Genomic DNA, 14,946 nt, shown 5'->3' on the forward strand with positions numbered 1-14,946 from the left:
TTGCGGATAAGCATCTGGAGCAGCCTGGCGTCCGGGACGGGCGACATTGGTGTGGTCCGGCGAAACTCGCTGATTGCCGCCGATGTCGAAACCGCCGGCTGCGAGCGGAAGCCTGACAGTATCAGGTCCATAACGCGGCTCGCTTCCGCATCGTGATTGATGATCTTCGGTTGATCCGCCATGTGACGCCCCGCACGAGCCGCCTCAGCGCATCAATGATGAAGTCTCATTGATTCCTTGTAAAGAGCCGGAAAAGGCGATGGTTATTAGGCCAGATAATGCCCCTCGTTCGCTTCAGGAATTTACCGCACCAAGGCAGTAATTCCTGGATCGTTGGGGTCGTCAAAGAAATAAAGGCGGTAGCCGGCGCGAACGTTGCTGAACGCGCCGGCTAGGTGCGACACGGGAATTGGGGGATATGTCGCACCGCCTCAATCAATAGGATCTTTCCGCCAGACTGGCGAGTTCAAGTTGATGCGGAGCTTTCTCCGCCTTGGTCGCCCCTTTGGCGGCGCACGACCGCTGTTTTGGCATGTGGTGCAAGATTCATTTATGCCGCCCCGGCGTGCGCCGGGCGGGCTCTATCTCGCTTGCGCTCGACCGAACCCCGGCTTCGCACGGGCTGTGCCGGGTTTCGGCCCATGCGGGTCACGATCCCTGACGCGTTGAGTTGCGGCGGCTGGCCGGCAGCCGCCAGGTTTGCTCTGCGCGCGCGTTTGCGCGCGTGAACCCTTTCGTCCAGCTTACACCGACGGCGGGGAGCAAGAGCCAATAGCCGAAGTCCTCCGGCCCGCTCTTTCGCCGCTTCGCGCCTCCCGTGTAGTCGGACCGCGCTTCACGCGCCCCAAGGGGTTCGGCTTTGGCGTCCCCGCCTTACGGTCGACCGACCAACCCGCTGACGCGGGTTTTCTAGTTGGTCGCTCGGCGCTGGCCAGGGGTTCATGCGCGGTCTTTGTCTGGGCCGTGCTGTCAACCCAAGGCTAGAACAAGGAGACAGCCATGAAACTGGACCATTTATCTCTCGAGCAATTGAAGCTCTCCCCTCTCAACGTCAGGTCGAAGGGCGGCGCCGACATTGCCGACCTTCTGCCCTCCATCCGTTCGCTGGGCGTCATCCAGCCGTTGCTGGTCAGGCCAAACTGCGAAGGTTTCGAGATCGTAGCGGGCCAGCGGCGCTACCATGCGCTGGTGAAGCTGGCCGGGGAAGGATATGCCGAGCCCGTCCCCGTCGCCATCATGGAGGAGGGGGACGACGCCAAGGCCATCGAGGCATCGCTGGCCGAGAACGTCGCCCGCCTGCCGATGGACGAGGTCGATCAGTACAAGGCGTTCGCCGCCTTGAAGGCGCAGGGGCTGGGCGTGTCCGAGATCGCCGCCCGCTTCGGCATCACCGAACGGCTGGTCGGTCAGCGGCTGGCCATCGCCAACATCATCGCCCCTATCCTCAACGCCTACCGCCGCGAGGAGATAAGGCCCGATACGTTGCGCCTTCTCACCATGGCGACACCGCGCCAGCAAAAGGCATGGTGGAAGCTGTTCAGGAGCAAGGACGAGCAGGCCCCCACCGGGCACCGATTGAAGGCGTGGCTGTTCGGCGGAGCGCAGGTTCCCGTCTCCAACGCCCTGTTCGACGTCGAACATTATGACGGGGCTATCGTGTCCGACCTGTTCGAGGACGAGCGCTATTTTGCCGACAGCGAGGCGTTCTGGGCGTTGCAGAATACCGCCATTGCCGAACGGCGGGATGCCTGCCTGCAAGCGGGATGGGCCGAGGTCGTGGTGCTCGATACGGGCGAGCGCTTCCAGACATGGGAGCATGTCAAAACCCCGAAGAAGAAGGGCGGCAGGGTCTATGTCGCCATCACGCAGGACGGGGAAGTCACTTTCCATGAAGGCTGGCTCACCGAGAAGGAGGTCCGCCGCTTGGCGAAGGCGGAGGCATCCGGCAAGGGAGGCGAACCAGCCAAGGCCGAGCGCCCTGAGCTGACCAAGACGATGCGGAACTATATCGGTCTGCACAAGCATGCCGCCGTGCGGACGGAACTGCTGGCAAGCCCGTCAATCGCCCTGCGGCTGGCGGTGGCGCATATGGTCGCCGGCTCCGGCCTGTGGACTGTGGAAGCCGAGAAGCAGAAGGCCGACAACACCGCCATCCGCGACAGCCTTGCCGCCTCGCGGGCACAGGCGGGGTTTGCGGAGGAACGGAGCCGTATCCGCGAGCTTCTCGACATCGAGGGCGACGGTCCCGTTGTCTCGCACGGCAACGGCTTCAACCTTGCGCGCCGTTCGCTGGCCGATATCTTCGACAGCCTGATGCACATGGAGGATGCCGCCGTCCTGCGTATCCTCGCCTATGTCATGGCCGAGACGCTGGAAGCGCAGTCGGGCATCGTGGAGGCGCTCGGCGCATTGCTCTCGACCGACATGAAGGGCTGGTGGACGGCGGACGAGACGTTCTTCGACCTCCTGCGCGACAAGATGGCGGTCAACGCCATCCTGCGCGAGGTCGCGGGCGATGTGACAGCCGATGCCCATATCGCCTCGACCGCCAAGGTGCAGAAGAAGATCGTTGCCGACTGCCTCGCGGGCGACAACGGCCGCACCAAGGTCGATGGCTGGCTTCCCCGCTACATGGCGTTCCCGGCGCAGGGCTACACGCCGCGCTTTCCCGAGGCCTTGTTCGGACGCGGCGGAGCAGGCGTCGATGCTGAGGAAGGCGAAGCGGACGACGACAGCGACGATGCTGAAGCATCTGCCGAAGCCGAGGACATGCTTGAAGATCTGACGCAGGCGGCTTAACGGCTCCGCCCGCGAATATGCGCCGCCCGGCCCCGGCCGGGCGGCGTTGCTACATCCAGAAGGGCCTGACCCAACCCAGCCACAAGAAGAGCAGCGCAAGCAGTGCGGTCCCGCCCGCGCCGAGGAAGGATCCCTTGCGGCCGGGCGTCCAGTAGGGAATGGGCTCGGCCTCTCGTGGGACGGAGTGTTGCTCGTTGTCACGCATGCGCATGGAGTCTTCCTTTATTGCCCGATCGTGATCTCGATCGGGCAGTGATCGCTCGGAAACATCGGCGCAAAACTCAAGACGGTATTGCCGCCCGGGAAAGGCTGCGGCGGCGGAAACTTCACGGTTTCGTCGGCGGCCTCCAGCGTGCAGGCCTCGATATAGCCGTCCGGCTCACCCATCCGCACGCCCACGGCTTTTGCTTGCTCCTCGATGGCGATGCGCTGTGCGACGGGAATGTTATTGGGCGTGGGATCGTGGACCAGCGGGTCGGGCCGCAGCAGGATTTCCGTGCCGGGGCCGATGCGCCCGCTCTGCGGCCCGGAAATCAGGAAGAAGTCTCGGCTGCCGATGGAGGAGGGCATATAGGGCTGCCAGTCGAAATTCGCGGCCCCGGCAAAGGCCTCGTGAGCGAGGCGTTTTCGGAAAGAGCGGCTTTGCGGATAGTTGCGCGGCCAGCACTGGCTCTGCTGCGCGGGTTCGATTCTGATTGCGGGATCGACCGCGCGCAAGGCCGCCGCATGACGATCATCCGCCTCAAGAAACTTTCGGTTGTAGTCGCCCGCCACGATCACCGTGCGGCCTTCCGCCGTCCGGTCCCTGATCCAGTTGCCCAGCGTGACGATCTGCTTGTCAAGCACCGCGCAGTCGTCCATCAGGTCAGGATAACGGACCGGGTCGTTGGAATCCTCATCGGCGCAGGATGCCTTGAGATACACCGACAGCACCGTGTAGTCGGCGCCTTCGTGCGTAAAGGCGATGCCGACACCGCCGCGTACCGGACGCTCGCTCTCATAGACGCAGCCTGACCAGTGGGTTTCGCTGAGCGCGTCGAGCTGCACGGGCTGGACCGAGAGGCCAAGGCTTTTGCGCCAGGCAATCGCGGTGAAGATCTCGCCGCGGTCCTGCACACACGCGGCCGTGCCGCAGCGCGTCTCGAACAGCAACTCGTATCCTTCGCCGAGCACGTTGCGCGCGCCCGCCATGCTGCCGATCTCCTGGAGCGCGACAATGTCCGGGTCTGTCCGCGCGATATGATCGCGGATCACCTGCATGTCGGCCTCGGTGCGCACATGCCCGCCGCGCGGCGAGACGCCGGCTTCCTGCGCAAGATTGGCGATATTCCAGCTCATCGCTTTGAGCGGCTCTGCCTGCGCAGGTGTTGCGCCAAGCCCGAGCATCGCGGCCGCAAACAAACGACTGATCATCATGCGAGCTCCCTCCCCAAATAGATATGTCGGGAGAACTATATCTCTAGCCGAAACGAATCATAGTTGGATCGTTTCTTTCGCCTCATAGAAGAATAAACCTTCTCGTCTATGCGCCCTTATAAAGTCTCGGCCAGGGAGACTTGGGGCCGGTCATCCGTGTTCCGGTCACTCAATTCGCCGGTCCTGCCATCGAGCGGTTGATGGCGCGCGTCAGCGTCCACGGTTGAATCCCATGCTCGGCGGCGATCTGCACCCGTGTCGCCTGCTTTGTCTCGATCCGGTAATGCGCATCGAACACCTGCACCGGCGTCAGCTTCGGCGGGCGGCCGAGACGCTTGCCGCGCGCGCGCGCCGCCTCAATGCCTTCCTTCGTCCGCTCGATCAGGTTCTCGCGCTCATACTGCGCATTGGCGCTCAGGGTATTGTATTGCCAGCGGCCATAGGCCGTATCCATGTCCAGCCGCACGCTGGCGATGTGGATGCGTATGCCGCGCTCCTGGAGCTGGAAAAGCTGGTTCGCGGCGTCCCGCACCGAGCGAAAGGCGCGATCGAGCGCCCAGACCACCAGAACGTCCCCCGGCCGCAGCCGCGCGATCACCTCATCGTAGACCGGCCGCTTCCGCGCGACGGCGGAGAGGGTTTCGAGGTGGAGTTCATCGGCCACATGGCGCAGGCCGAGGATTTGCCGGTCCGGGCGCTGCTCGGCCGTGGACACGCGCAGGTATGCAATGCGTCTTGTCATGTTTCCTTTCGTTTCAATGGGTTGGCAAGTTGGCGGATCGCCACATAAACGACCCCTTTTGTGCCCGTCACGCCGCCGCTCCGGCAAGGCGCGGAAACCCGCGATTTCTATAAACATTCTAGCAGATCAGCAGGCCGTTATTCAAATATCAACAAAATCGGTCGTTTATGTTGAGGAATTCTCTCATCGTCAAAAGAACAAGAGCTTTCCTGCCGGGGATGGTTGTTTCGGCTGTTTTGGGCGTCCAGCCGTCTTATGCCGCAAGCCTCACCGCCGGCGACATACTCAAGGAAATGCCGGCCAACGAATTCGTCGTCTATGTCGCTGGCATGGTCGAGGGCTTCGCCTACGCCCGCTTCCGCAAGGATTCCATCGAGGCAGGTCGGACGGTCGAAACCGGGATGCGTTGCATACGCGACTTTTATCTCACCAACCCGAAGATCATTCTCATGATCGAGGATGCATTCCGCCTGCACGCGCAGCACGCGCCGTCCGTCGTGCTGGCCGCCATGCTCAAGAAGGAGTGCGGCGAATGATGCGACTGGCCGGGTCATTGCGCAGGGAGTTTACCAGACGCAGCGAAGCCGCCGCCTTCCAGCGTTTCCAGCAACAGCAACATGAGGAACGCAAGCGCCGGGACCGCGAGGAAGACATCGGCGATGACACGGCCGAACTCCTGGACATGGCGGCACTGATCGTCACCGAACGGGAGATCCGGGAATTCCGCTTCGCAATCACCCGCTACGATGCGGCGACGGTCGAGGCGCTTCTGGAGAATGAAACCGCGCTGGAACTCATCCTCAAGCAGAAGCGGGAAATGCTCACGCGCGCCTATGTGCTGCCGGACGGCCGCCGCGTCTTCAAATCCGAGGACGGCATCCGCGTCTTTGACGAGCACGGCACCGAACTCGATGCCTCCGACGTCGACCCCGATCTCATCGGAGCACGCCATCCGAGCTGGGAAGCCTACAGGCCGATCCTTGAAGAGAGCATGCGCCTCGCCGAAGAGCGCCGTACGCTGCTCGCTTATCAGGCCAAGCTGGACGAGGCACGCGAGCGTCTCGATGCGGGCGACCTGACGCGCGAGGAATTCGAGCGCCTGCGCGGAGAGCTGGTGGTCGACATGCCGGAGGCGGTTCGTAGCAAGATTCCGGGGCTTGCCGGCGAGCGGCAGCCCGAAGCCGGGCAGTCCGCACAAACTGCCGTCGATCTCGACATATCGGACGACATGATTCCGAGTTCCAGCCCGGTCAGCCTGGCGCCGGGCATGGGCCGCTAGGCCGACCACACAGAGCCGAGCACACCGCAACCCACCAGAACTTCACTCCTGAAACCCAGCACAGGAGACGGCGATGGCAACTCACAATGACATCTATCGGGTAGCGAGGGACCCCAATTATCGCATCTTGTATGAGGGAGAACGCATACAGGAGACGTTCGCACGCACCGCCCCAGAGGTGCAGAACGAGATCGACAGGAAGCAAAAAGAAGAAGACCGAGGAAAATATCAAAAACAAGAAAAAGAAGACCGGCCGCCGACGAGGACGCCAAGGTGATCTGCACCGATCTGGTCCGGCAGGGCATGCTCGGCCGCCCCGACTATCTGGGGCGCGCGCGCTATGTCGGGGAGCATCTGACGGATCGGCATATGCGCGGCGCGGCTACCATGCATGGGCGCTGCCGGTGGTTCGGCATATGCGCCGCTTGCGCCGCGCAACGGCCTTCTGGCGTGTCCTGGCGCAGGCGCGGGCCGATCACATCGCGTCCCTCGACGGCGATGCGTCACGCCGGAGCCGCCTCGGTGCGCTTCTCTGCGCCATCGGCCATCCGGTCTGTTATTTGATCGGCGGTCTTGTCCGTGAGCCCGACTGGCCCTCGCTTTATCGGGACCGCGCCACCAGCGTTGCGTTGTGATCATTCGGCGGAACATTGCCTATCTCGCGTCGCAGCACGGTTATGCCGGTGCTGCGGCACAAAAAATATTGTCATGACATTGTCGGGCAATTGTGGTAATCTGAGGTTGAAAGGTAGAAGAATGACCACCCGCACCACCCGATCTGAAAAGCTCGACCTGAGGCTCACGCCAGAGGCAAAGCGCGTCCTGGCAGCAGCGGCCGCCGCCGAACGACGCTCGGTCGGCGATTATGTCCTCGCCACCGCGCTCAGCCGCGCCGAGGAGACACTTGCTGACCGTCGCAGCTTCGGGCTCGACACAGAACGTTGGCAAGCCTTCGTATCGGCACTTGACGCACCGGTTCGCGACATGCCGCGTATGAGGAAATTGCTCAACGACCCAAGCATATTCTCCGGCAATGAAACCGCGTGAGCGTTTTCCGCATCGAAAAGCTGGTACGGCGGCACGCGGTCGACAGCTTCGACTGTGGTGAGGAGGCACTCAACCGCTTTCTGATCCGCTTTGCCCTTGGCAATCAGCAGGCGAGTGCTTCGCAGACCTATCTCGGACTGGTGGATGACGTTGTTATCGGCTTCTACACTCTGGTCGTGGGCGAAGTGGCATACATTGATGCCCCAGAGCGTCTGACCAAAGGGCTCGCCCGCCATCCCGTCCCGATAATGCTGCTAGCCCGTCTTGCCGTTCATCGCGGCTGGCAGGGCAGGGGTATCGGTGCTGGGCTCCTGCGCGATGCGGTCCTACGCACTCTCCAAGCAGCCGATATCGCTGGCATTCGTGCACTCGCCGTCCATGCCAAGGACGATGCTGCCCGTTCCTTCTATCGCCGTTTCGATTTCGTAGAATCGCCCAGCGATCCGCTGCATCTCTTCGCGCTGATGAAGGATCTGCGCAGCCTGTAACCAGCACCGCCGGTTCCGCTCAGGTCTCGATCGGGCATTTCGGCAGGAACGACACATTTTGCGCCAGGCAAGTGCCGTCAGGCTGCGTCCGGCCATTTGAAAGAGAACGCCCTCAAGCCAGGAGAGTCGAGGCGATCAGCGTGTTCAAAAGTGTCGGGGGCGCAACGCCCGTAGGCGGTGTGGACGGATTTGATCAAGATGAATGCCGCTGCGAGAGCGACGATGGAGGCGAAGTTCTGCTTCATCTTCTCGCAGCGCAGGGCTATCCGCTTGAAGCGTTTGAGCTTTCCGACGGTTTGTTCGATGCGGGCGCGGCCCTTGTAGATGGCTTTCGCGAAGAAGCCGGGCTTGCCCCTCTCGTTGGCCTTGCGTGGAATGACCGGGATGATGTCGCGCGAACGCGCCGCCTGGCGGTTGGCCTTGCTGGCGTAACCCTTGTCGGCGACGGCGGCGCGCGGATCGACATCGGGGCCGAGCCCGAGCAGGATCGGGAAATGCGGGGCGTCGCCCTTCTCGCCGCCGGTGAGGTCGAAGGCGATGGGATGGCCGTCGAAGTCCGTCTTCACGTGGATTTTGGTCGAGAAGCCGCCGCGCGAGCGACCGAGCGCCTGACCCTTCTGCCCCCTTTTGCACCGGCAGCCGAGACATGGGCGCGCACGATGGTCGAGTCGAACATCTGCACCAGATGCACCGACGAAGACAGCGCGGCGAGGTGACCTGCTCAGCCGATCAAAGCGCTTCCACACACTGTTCCACTTGCCGAACCGCTCCGGTAGCGCGCGCCAAGCGATATTGTGGACCGAGAAATAGTGCATCGCCTCCAGGAACAGCCGATCGACCCTACCCTTGTCGCCCCGCCGTGGCAAGGAGGCGCGAAACACCTCCAGCGCCACCGACCAATCCGCTCCGCCATCTTCGTGGACATCGCCGACCTCCAAATCAGTCGGCTCTCCATGATTCAGACAAAGCGCATCAAAGGAATCCCCCGCGATCTTCATGCGGCAGTCCGTCCACACCGGCTAGGGTCAGGACTCATTGATCAGAGCCAGAAGATGACGGTGGCTGCGATGCAGATGGCCGAGAAGAAGGTGTGGGCGCATCGGTCGTAGCGGGTGGCGACGCGTCGCCAGTCCTTGAGTTTGGCGAACAGGTTCTCGACCTTGTGGCGGTGGCGATAGAGGGCGGTGTCGTAGGCGTATGGGACTTTGCGGCTACGGCTGGATGGAATGCATGGCTCGATGCCTCTGGCTTCCAGTTCCTCGCGGAACCAGGTGCTGTCGTAGCCGCGATCAGCGATGAGATGAGAGGCGGGCGGCAAGGCGTCGAGCACCAGGCGGGCACCCTTGTGGTCGCTCATCTGGCCTTCCGACAGGAGCAGGATGATCGGCCGGCCGTCACCGTCGCAGACGGTGTGGAGCTTGGAGTTCAGTCCGCCCTTGGTGCGCCCGATACGACGGGGAACATCCCCTTTTTAAGCAGGCTCGCCGCCGTGCGATGAGCCTTCAGATGCGTCGCATCGATCATGATGCGCTCGGGTTTCGGACCCTCGCCGGCAAGTCCGGCGAAGATGCGGTCGAAGACGCCGAGGCGGCTCCAGCGGATGAAGCGGTTGTAGAGCGTCTTGGGCGGGCCGTAGCCAGCCGGTGCGTCCTTCCACTGGAGACCGTTGCGGATCACGTAAACGATGCCGCTCACCACCCGCCGGTCATCGACCCGCGGAACCCCGTGCGACAGCGGGAAGAATGGCGATATCCGCGCCATCTGGCGCTCGCTCAGCAGAAACAGATCACCCATCACGGCCTCCTTCTCGGAGACCGTCAATCACAATTCAATCGGAATTAATAGGTCCTGAGCCTAGATCCGTTGTACAGTTCCTATTCGGACCGTTTCAGCCAGTTTCTTATCGCGAATACAATTGTCGCTGGAGCAGCGATTGCAATCGTGCGAGTTCCGGGAGATGTGAGAAACATGTCTTTCATCTTCTCGGCTTGGCTCAGCATCAAACATGTCATTGAGATCGCGCTGCCATTTTCGCATGATGCATTGCACGTTCACGCCGGCCTGCTGATTTTTCTCACGGCATTGGTGCTCATCAGGCAGCCTCGGATCGCATGGACCTTATGCCTCGGTCTCGCGGCCTGGAATGAGGTGGTCGACCTTATGGCGCCTTACAATACGTTCGCGCCAACGGACTTTTGGTTGCGAGAAGCTGGTCCCGACCTGTTTAACACAATGATATGGCCGACGATCATCCTCGTGATTATAAAATGCCGCAAGGATATTCGTCATTGACTTGACCGATCATATCTCTCTGTTCTGTGGGCTGATCGGCCTCAAAACCGGTCGTTTTTTCACTCAAGAGACAGCAGTCCGTCGAATGCCTAGGGGCCATGCCCGCATCGATTCTTTGTTTGTTAGCGCGTAGTAGTATAGTTTGTCGGCGACGATACCCAGAGACGAGATCCGGGCCTTTGCAGACATTCACGCCGACAAATAATGCTATATCGTGATAGTGCGTTCAGCGCCGACTTGTAATCACAATCTATATCTCCTTTCTGCTTCAACGCAGCGAGGCGTAGCACTTTCGTCAGTGGGATTCGACAGCGTTGACGCGTCGTGCTTCACTTGACACAGCGGGATTTCAATAACAGTGCGTGGAGCCGCGTCGATATCCGCCGACTTCGCTGCCGTCTGTCGTGGCGGCAATCGATCGTCATCGAATATGGCTTTCCGACGTTGGACCGCCGAGAGGTAGGATGAGATACAATTGGGATCGATCACCGACCTTTTGGGAACGTCATCGGGCCAAGGTGATCGCTATGGCGATCATCGGAGTGAGCGGGGCAACCTTGATTTGGGGCGGCCTCATCTAGGCCATCGCAGCGTGGTCATCGCCATGCTGTGGCCTGTGTCAAAGGTCGGCGATATCCCCCAATGTTGGCACCCGTCCTTGGTGGCAAGGGCGCTGCTAACTCGACGGGATGAAGAATCTCGCTTGTCGTCTTCTATCAGGATCTGGAATTCGAGCACGTGAACGACCAGACTGGCGAGGTCGAGCAGATGGAAAGGCTGATTGCGCGAGTTCCGTTCAACGCGGCACAAGTCTGCTCTCCTACCCAACACGGATCAGCCTTTATTGCGCGAATCCGCCTTTGCACCGATCGAGTGTGCGGAAGCTTCGGCAAGGCTACCACCGCAAATATCAAGGATGGCAAAAGAAAATCTATCCGGATATTTTACTATTTTGTAATGAATATAAATACCATATAATACTGGTACAATTTTAACAAAACAATAGAATTCCACGTGAATCATCGCAGTTGTTACGTATTAATTTCGATTATTTGCTTTACCCCTGCTCCTGCGGGCGGGGCGGTTGTCACATGGTCTGGTGTGACCAGCTCCCACTGGACCGAAGCCACCAACTGGGTCGGCGGTGCCGTGCCGGGTAATGTGGATACGGCATTCGTGGATGCCGCGCCGACAGCGGCTGTCGATGGTGTTGCGGCCGCTGCCGTTGCGAATGTTTATGTTGGCAATGCCAACGGTAGTAACGGTTCCCTGTCCCTTCTAAATGGCGGGACGATGAACAGCGGCGGGGAAATCCGCATCGGCAATAGCGGCACGGGAACACTAACGGTCGAGGATGGGGCAGCAGCTTCTGCCGGCACACTCCTTTACGTCGGCAATAACAACGGATCGAACGGGACACTGACCATCTCAAGTGGCGGTGAGGTTAGCAGTGCCCAGTCATGCGTACATCGGTGCTGCCGCTGGCAATGCGGGGTACGGCGACGGTGACGGGGCACGGGATCCGAATTGAGTAGCGATGCGATGTTGTTTGTCGGCAACGGCGGCACGGGAACGCTGACGGTTCAGAATGAACCGCGCCGGGTTGATCGGAGGCTCCAATCCTTGAGAAGGTGGAGCCATGACAAGCAAGACAACGAACAGGTTTTCTCCCGAGGTCCGTGCCCGCGCGGTGCGGCTGGTTCTGGATCACGAAGGCGAGCACACCTCGCGGTGGGCGGCGGTGTCGTCGATCGCCGCCAAGATCGGCTGCACGGCGCAGACGTTGCATGAGTGGGTGAAGAAGGCCGAGCGCGATAGCGGCGTTCGCGCCGGTGTGCCTACGGATGTGGCGACGAAGCTCAAGGCTCTGGAACGCGAGAACCGCGAGCTTCGGCAAGCCAACGAGATCCTGCGCAAGGCGAGCGCGTATTTTGCCCAGGCGGAGCTCGACCGCCGGTTCAGGCCATGATCGCGTTCATCGACGATCATCGTGGGGCGCATGGGGTCGAGCCGATCTGCAAGGTGCTGCCGATTGCCCCGTCGACCTACCATGACCGTGTCGCCAAGCGCGTCGATCCCTCCCGGCTGTCGGTTCGGGCAAGACGGGATGCAGCCTTGAAGGATGAGGTTCGCCGCGTGTTCGAGGCTAACTTCCGCGTCTACGGCGTTCGCAAGGTCTGGCGCCAGTTGCAGCGCGAGGGCTTCGATGTTGCCCGCTGCACGGTTGCCCGCCTGATGAAGGCCATGGGTCTCGAAGGCATCATCCGCGGCAAGCCGCTCCGCACCACGGTGAGCGACAAGGCCGCACCTTGTCCGCTCGATCACGTCAATCGCCAGTTCCATGCCCCGGCACCGAACATGCTGTGGGTCTCCGACTTCACCTACGTCGCGACCTGGACCGGCTTCGTCTATGTCGCCTTTGTCATCGACACTTATGCGAGAAGGATCGTCGGCTGGCGGGTGAGCCGGACGGCGCATGCGAGCTTCGTCCTGGACGCTCTGGAACAGGCTCTCCACGATCGGCGGCCAATCCATCGCGGTGGGCTCGTGCACCATAGTGATAGAGGCAGCCAATACGTCAGCATTCGATACACCGAGCGCCTGGCGGAAGCCGGCGTCGAGCCGTCGGTCGGCAGCGTCGGCGACAGCTATGACAACGCTCTCGCCGAAACCATCAACGGTCTCTACAAGGCCGAGGTGATCCACCGACGCGGACCATGGCGCTCATTCGAGGCAGTCGAGTTCGCGACGTTGGAATGGGTGGACTGGTTCAACAATCGCCGGCTGCTGGAGCCCATCGGCAACATCCCGCCGGCGGAAGCCGAGGAACGCTACTACGCCATGCTGGTAGAACCAGCCATGGCCGCGTGACTCAAACGAAACGGCCTCCGGAAAACCCGGCGCGGTTCACAATAGAGGAAAGGGGCTTCTCGCAAGCCTTGGCTGACCCAAAATCAGGGCTGTCTGAATCTTATCGATCGTTGAGAACATCTCTGCAGTTTTCTGGAACGGACGGTGCTCCACGGACGTTGCTCGTGACCAGTTCTGAGCCTTCAGAGGGAAAGTCGACCACCGTATTCAAGCTGGCAGAAGACTTTGCCTCGCTCGGGGCTAATGTGATCGTCGTCGACGCGGATATGCGAAAGCCTAGCGCTCATCGGATATTTGGCGTCGACAATGCTATCGGTCTCAGCAATGTGCTGACCAGCACGTTCCGTCGGGAGGATATGGGCAAACTGATTAAGCGAAAGGAGCGAATTAGCATAATTACCGCTGGAACGATCCCGCCAAATCCCGCTGACCTTCTGTCATCGACGCGGATGAGCTTGCTGTTGGAGAATCTCGGCCGGAAGTATGACATCGTCTTGGTTGACGCCCCTCCGATCATCGGTCTGTCGGATGCACCAATCTTGAGCCGTTTGACAGAGGCAACGCTTCTTGTGGTCTCGACAAACCAGGTAACACGGAAGTCAGCCCGCACTGCGTTGAAACGGATACGCGCCGCTGGCGCAAACGTGGTTGGTGCGGCTATGACAAAGTTCGCAGTTGGAAAGTTCGACTATAATTACAGCTATAAATACCTGAACTACAACTACTACAATTATGGTAGCGACCTGCCACAATTGGCCGGCGCGACCTTCAAGGATACGGAAACTCGAGATGCGAGCAATTGGTCGTTGGGCGCTCTTTTTGGGCGCCTGCGTCAGCAGTTTGGGAATATCGCTGATCGCATCAAGTCGGTTTCTTGAGAGCGATCGACCCTACCTCGCATCGACAATCTACCCGCTAAATGTTGAAGCGGTGCTGACGCTTGTAGTCAGGGCCTTGAGCTCGGAGAGCGCAGCGCAGCGATTGGACGACTTCGAAGAGCAAATACGACGACAGATCCCCACAAACGCTGGAGACGCTCGTCTTTACAGCGTTTTAGGTGAAATCTATCGTCAAAGAGGGAACACTGCTGCCGCCAATGCGATGTTCGGTCATGCGCTCCATCTGGCGAAGACGGAGGTTAATGCGCTAAAGTGGGACATCCTTCGCCTGCTGACGGATGGCGACTATGCAAGCGCCTTGAACCAACTCGACGTCATGTTCCGCCGTTGGCCCGATAATATTGTGTCAATTGCACCAGTCCTGCCGGAAGTATTCTCCGACCAGGAGGCCTATCCGCTGCTTCTTCGTAGGCTTGAGCAGTTGCCTCCTTGGAGGATTGCTCTATTGCGGGCTTTGAGTGCCGGCAACGGTCCTAACCTAGATTTTGCGTCTCAACTCATAATAGATCTGACTCCTGGAGCGGCGCCGCCATCGAATGCCGAAATAGCGCAGATTACGTCACCGCTATTTTCGCAGAAACAATACGATGCAGCATATCTAACCTTCTTGCTCACACTCTCGCCCGAGCAGCGACCATTATCGGGTTTTATATTTAATGGTTCTTTCGCTGGCAGCCCTTCGGCAAGGCATTTCGACTGGAATCTTCGCTCTCAGCCGGGAGTTAAAGTAAATTTTGGATCGCCATCGACCGGACTTTCAATCGAGTTTGCCAACACGCCAGTCCGGGGCATCGGCGTAGAGCAATACCTTAGTCTCCCGCCCGGCGATTATCAGTTCGAAGCTAATATGTCGGCTGAGGCCGCGCATTTACCGAAGTCGCTCTTCTGGACAATCGATTGTGCCGATCCGACTTCAAGAGTTCTTTCACTCGAGATAGATTCAGGTGACTATCGCGATCGAGTTAAGCATGGCAAGTTTTCTGTCATTCCTGGAAGCTGTCGGCTGTACGTTTTGAGGCTTCAGACCACGGCATTGGCAGAGAACTGGAACGATAGGTATCGGGGACGCGTGTTTGCGAAAAATGTTAGAATAGAGACCGTCCCGCTATGAGC

At 60.2% G+C, this 14,946-nt stretch carries 16 protein-coding genes, 1 pseudogene and 1 other annotated feature; of the genes and pseudogenes, 12 read left to right on the forward strand and 5 right to left on the reverse strand.

Annotated features, from left to right (window positions below):
• Positions 1–999 precede the first annotated feature (999 nt).
• Positions 1,000–2,799, forward strand: coding sequence for a ParB/RepB/Spo0J family partition protein (locus tag LRS09_RS16635; RefSeq protein WP_257807937.1), 1,800 nt, complete (start codon positions 1,000–1,002; stop codon positions 2,797–2,799).
• A 49-nt stretch (positions 2,800–2,848) separates the two neighbouring features.
• Here the strand turns inward: LRS09_RS16635 and LRS09_RS16640 are convergent, their stop codons facing one another.
• From LRS09_RS16640 to LRS09_RS16650, 3 genes are all read right to left on the reverse strand, one after another.
• The gene (locus LRS09_RS16640) at positions 2,849–3,010 is read right to left on the reverse strand and encodes a hypothetical protein (protein WP_257807938.1); all 162 of its coding nucleotides are present in this window, start codon (positions 3,008–3,010) and stop codon (positions 2,849–2,851) included.
• A gap of 11 nt (positions 3,011–3,021) precedes the next feature.
• Positions 3,022–4,215, reverse strand: a complete 1,194-nt coding sequence (locus tag LRS09_RS16645) for an endonuclease/exonuclease/phosphatase family protein (protein ID WP_257807940.1) — start codon at positions 4,213–4,215, stop codon at positions 3,022–3,024.
• Between the two features lie 169 nt (positions 4,216–4,384).
• Positions 4,385–4,957, reverse strand: a complete 573-nt coding sequence (locus LRS09_RS16650) for a recombinase family protein (protein WP_257807942.1) — start codon at positions 4,955–4,957, stop codon at positions 4,385–4,387.
• A 218-nt stretch (positions 4,958–5,175) separates the two neighbouring features.
• Between LRS09_RS16650 and LRS09_RS16655 the strand changes: the two genes are divergently transcribed.
• The 5 genes from LRS09_RS16655 (at position 5,176) to LRS09_RS16675 (ending at position 7,771) form a co-directional block, all read left to right on the forward strand.
• On the forward strand, positions 5,176–5,493 hold the full coding sequence (locus LRS09_RS16655) for a hypothetical protein (protein WP_257807944.1): 318 nt from the start codon (positions 5,176–5,178) through the stop codon (positions 5,491–5,493).
• Positions 5,490–6,236 carry a hypothetical protein gene (locus LRS09_RS16660; protein ID WP_257807946.1) on the forward strand — a complete coding sequence of 249 codons (747 nt, stop codon included), beginning with the start codon at positions 5,490–5,492 and terminating at the stop codon, positions 6,234–6,236. The genes LRS09_RS16655 and LRS09_RS16660 overlap by 4 nt, the downstream gene beginning before the upstream one ends.
• Positions 6,237–6,309: 73 nt before the next feature.
• Positions 6,310–6,513: a hypothetical protein gene (locus LRS09_RS16665; RefSeq protein ID WP_257807947.1), complete on the forward strand. Its 204-nt coding sequence runs from the start codon at positions 6,310–6,312 to the stop codon at positions 6,511–6,513.
• Positions 6,514–6,992: 479 nt separating this feature from the next.
• Positions 6,993–7,283 (forward strand): DUF1778 domain-containing protein, encoded by a 291-nt coding sequence (locus tag LRS09_RS16670; protein ID WP_257807948.1) that lies wholly within the window; start codon positions 6,993–6,995, stop codon positions 7,281–7,283.
• On the forward strand, positions 7,280–7,771 hold the full coding sequence (locus tag LRS09_RS16675) for a GNAT family N-acetyltransferase (protein WP_257807950.1): 492 nt from the start codon (positions 7,280–7,282) through the stop codon (positions 7,769–7,771). Before LRS09_RS16670 ends, LRS09_RS16675 begins: the two co-directional genes overlap by 4 nt.
• Before the next feature lie 77 nt (positions 7,772–7,848).
• Here the strand turns inward: LRS09_RS16675 and LRS09_RS16680 are convergent, their stop codons facing one another.
• Positions 7,849–8,769 (reverse strand): IS5 family transposase, encoded by a 921-nt coding sequence (locus LRS09_RS16680; RefSeq protein ID WP_257807951.1) that lies wholly within the window; start codon positions 8,767–8,769, stop codon positions 7,849–7,851.
• A gap of 41 nt (positions 8,770–8,810) precedes the next feature.
• Positions 8,811–9,565, reverse strand: a protein-coding gene (locus LRS09_RS16685) for an IS5 family transposase (protein ID WP_257803987.1) whose coding sequence is annotated in 2 segments (ribosomal slippage) — positions 8,811–9,232 and positions 9,232–9,565 — 756 coding nt in all. Because the reading frame shifts where the segments join, the coding sequence is not laid out codon by codon here.
• Between the two features lie 174 nt (positions 9,566–9,739).
• Between LRS09_RS16685 and LRS09_RS16690 the strand changes: the two genes are divergently transcribed.
• The 6 genes and pseudogenes from LRS09_RS16690 to LRS09_RS16705 all read left to right on the forward strand — a co-directional run bounded on the left by LRS09_RS16690 (position 9,740) and on the right by LRS09_RS16705 (position 14,944).
• Positions 9,740–10,063: a hypothetical protein gene (locus LRS09_RS16690; RefSeq protein WP_257807953.1), complete on the forward strand. Its 324-nt coding sequence runs from the start codon at positions 9,740–9,742 to the stop codon at positions 10,061–10,063.
• A 1,176-nt stretch (positions 10,064–11,239) separates the two neighbouring features.
• Positions 11,240–11,572: a hypothetical protein gene (locus LRS09_RS30360; RefSeq protein WP_374684921.1), complete on the forward strand. Its 333-nt coding sequence runs from the start codon at positions 11,240–11,242 to the stop codon at positions 11,570–11,572.
• A gap of 15 nt (positions 11,573–11,587) precedes the next feature.
• Positions 11,588–11,641: pseudogene (locus tag LRS09_RS30365) on the forward strand (hypothetical protein); the annotation flags it as partial.
• A 61-nt stretch (positions 11,642–11,702) separates the two neighbouring features.
• Positions 11,703–12,934, forward strand: a protein-coding gene (locus LRS09_RS16695) for an IS3 family transposase (RefSeq protein ID WP_257804818.1) whose coding sequence is annotated in 2 segments (ribosomal slippage) — positions 11,703–11,994 and positions 11,994–12,934 — 1,233 coding nt in all. Because the reading frame shifts where the segments join, the coding sequence is not laid out codon by codon here.
• Positions 11,987–12,103 (forward strand) — a sequence feature (AL1L pseudoknot). (Overlaps the previous gene by 117 nt.)
• Positions 12,820–13,812 (forward strand): CpsD/CapB family tyrosine-protein kinase, encoded by a 993-nt coding sequence (locus LRS09_RS16700; protein WP_257807954.1) that lies wholly within the window; start codon positions 12,820–12,822, stop codon positions 13,810–13,812. Before LRS09_RS16695 ends, LRS09_RS16700 begins: the two co-directional genes overlap by 115 nt.
• Positions 13,724–14,944, forward strand: a complete 1,221-nt coding sequence (locus LRS09_RS16705; protein WP_257807955.1) for a hypothetical protein — start codon at positions 13,724–13,726, stop codon at positions 14,942–14,944. The genes LRS09_RS16700 and LRS09_RS16705 overlap by 89 nt, the downstream gene beginning before the upstream one ends.
• Positions 14,945–14,946: the final 2 nt, after the last annotated feature.

This window comes from Mesorhizobium sp. J428, assembly GCF_024699925.1.
Taxonomy (GTDB): domain Bacteria; phylum Pseudomonadota; class Alphaproteobacteria; order Rhizobiales; family Rhizobiaceae; genus Mesorhizobium_A.

Bases quoted from the DNA above. Each gene is read 5' to 3' on its own strand.
- LRS09_RS16635 (WP_257807937.1), top strand. From the start codon at position 1,000: ATGAAACTGGACCATTTATCTCTCGAGCAATTGAAGCTCTCCCCTCTC.
- LRS09_RS16640 (WP_257807938.1), bottom strand. From the start codon at position 3,010: ATGCGCATGCGTGACAACGAGCAACACTCCGTCCCACGAGAGGCCGAG.
- LRS09_RS16645 (WP_257807940.1), bottom strand. From the start codon at position 4,215: ATGATGATCAGTCGTTTGTTTGCGGCCGCGATGCTCGGGCTTGGCGCA.
- LRS09_RS16650 (WP_257807942.1), bottom strand. From the start codon at position 4,957: ATGACAAGACGCATTGCATACCTGCGCGTGTCCACGGCCGAGCAGCGC.
- LRS09_RS16655 (WP_257807944.1), top strand. From the start codon at position 5,176: ATGGTTGTTTCGGCTGTTTTGGGCGTCCAGCCGTCTTATGCCGCAAGC.
- LRS09_RS16660 (WP_257807946.1), top strand. From the start codon at position 5,490: ATGATGCGACTGGCCGGGTCATTGCGCAGGGAGTTTACCAGACGCAGC.
- LRS09_RS16665 (WP_257807947.1), top strand. From the start codon at position 6,310: ATGGCAACTCACAATGACATCTATCGGGTAGCGAGGGACCCCAATTAT.
- LRS09_RS16670 (WP_257807948.1), top strand. From the start codon at position 6,993: ATGACCACCCGCACCACCCGATCTGAAAAGCTCGACCTGAGGCTCACG.
- LRS09_RS16680 (WP_257807951.1), bottom strand. From the start codon at position 8,769: ATGAAGATCGCGGGGGATTCCTTTGATGCGCTTTGTCTGAATCATGGA.
- LRS09_RS16690 (WP_257807953.1), top strand. From the start codon at position 9,740: ATGTCTTTCATCTTCTCGGCTTGGCTCAGCATCAAACATGTCATTGAG.
- LRS09_RS16700 (WP_257807954.1), top strand. From the start codon at position 12,820: ATGGGTGGACTGGTTCAACAATCGCCGGCTGCTGGAGCCCATCGGCAA.
- LRS09_RS16705 (WP_257807955.1), top strand. From the start codon at position 13,724: ATGCGAGCAATTGGTCGTTGGGCGCTCTTTTTGGGCGCCTGCGTCAGC.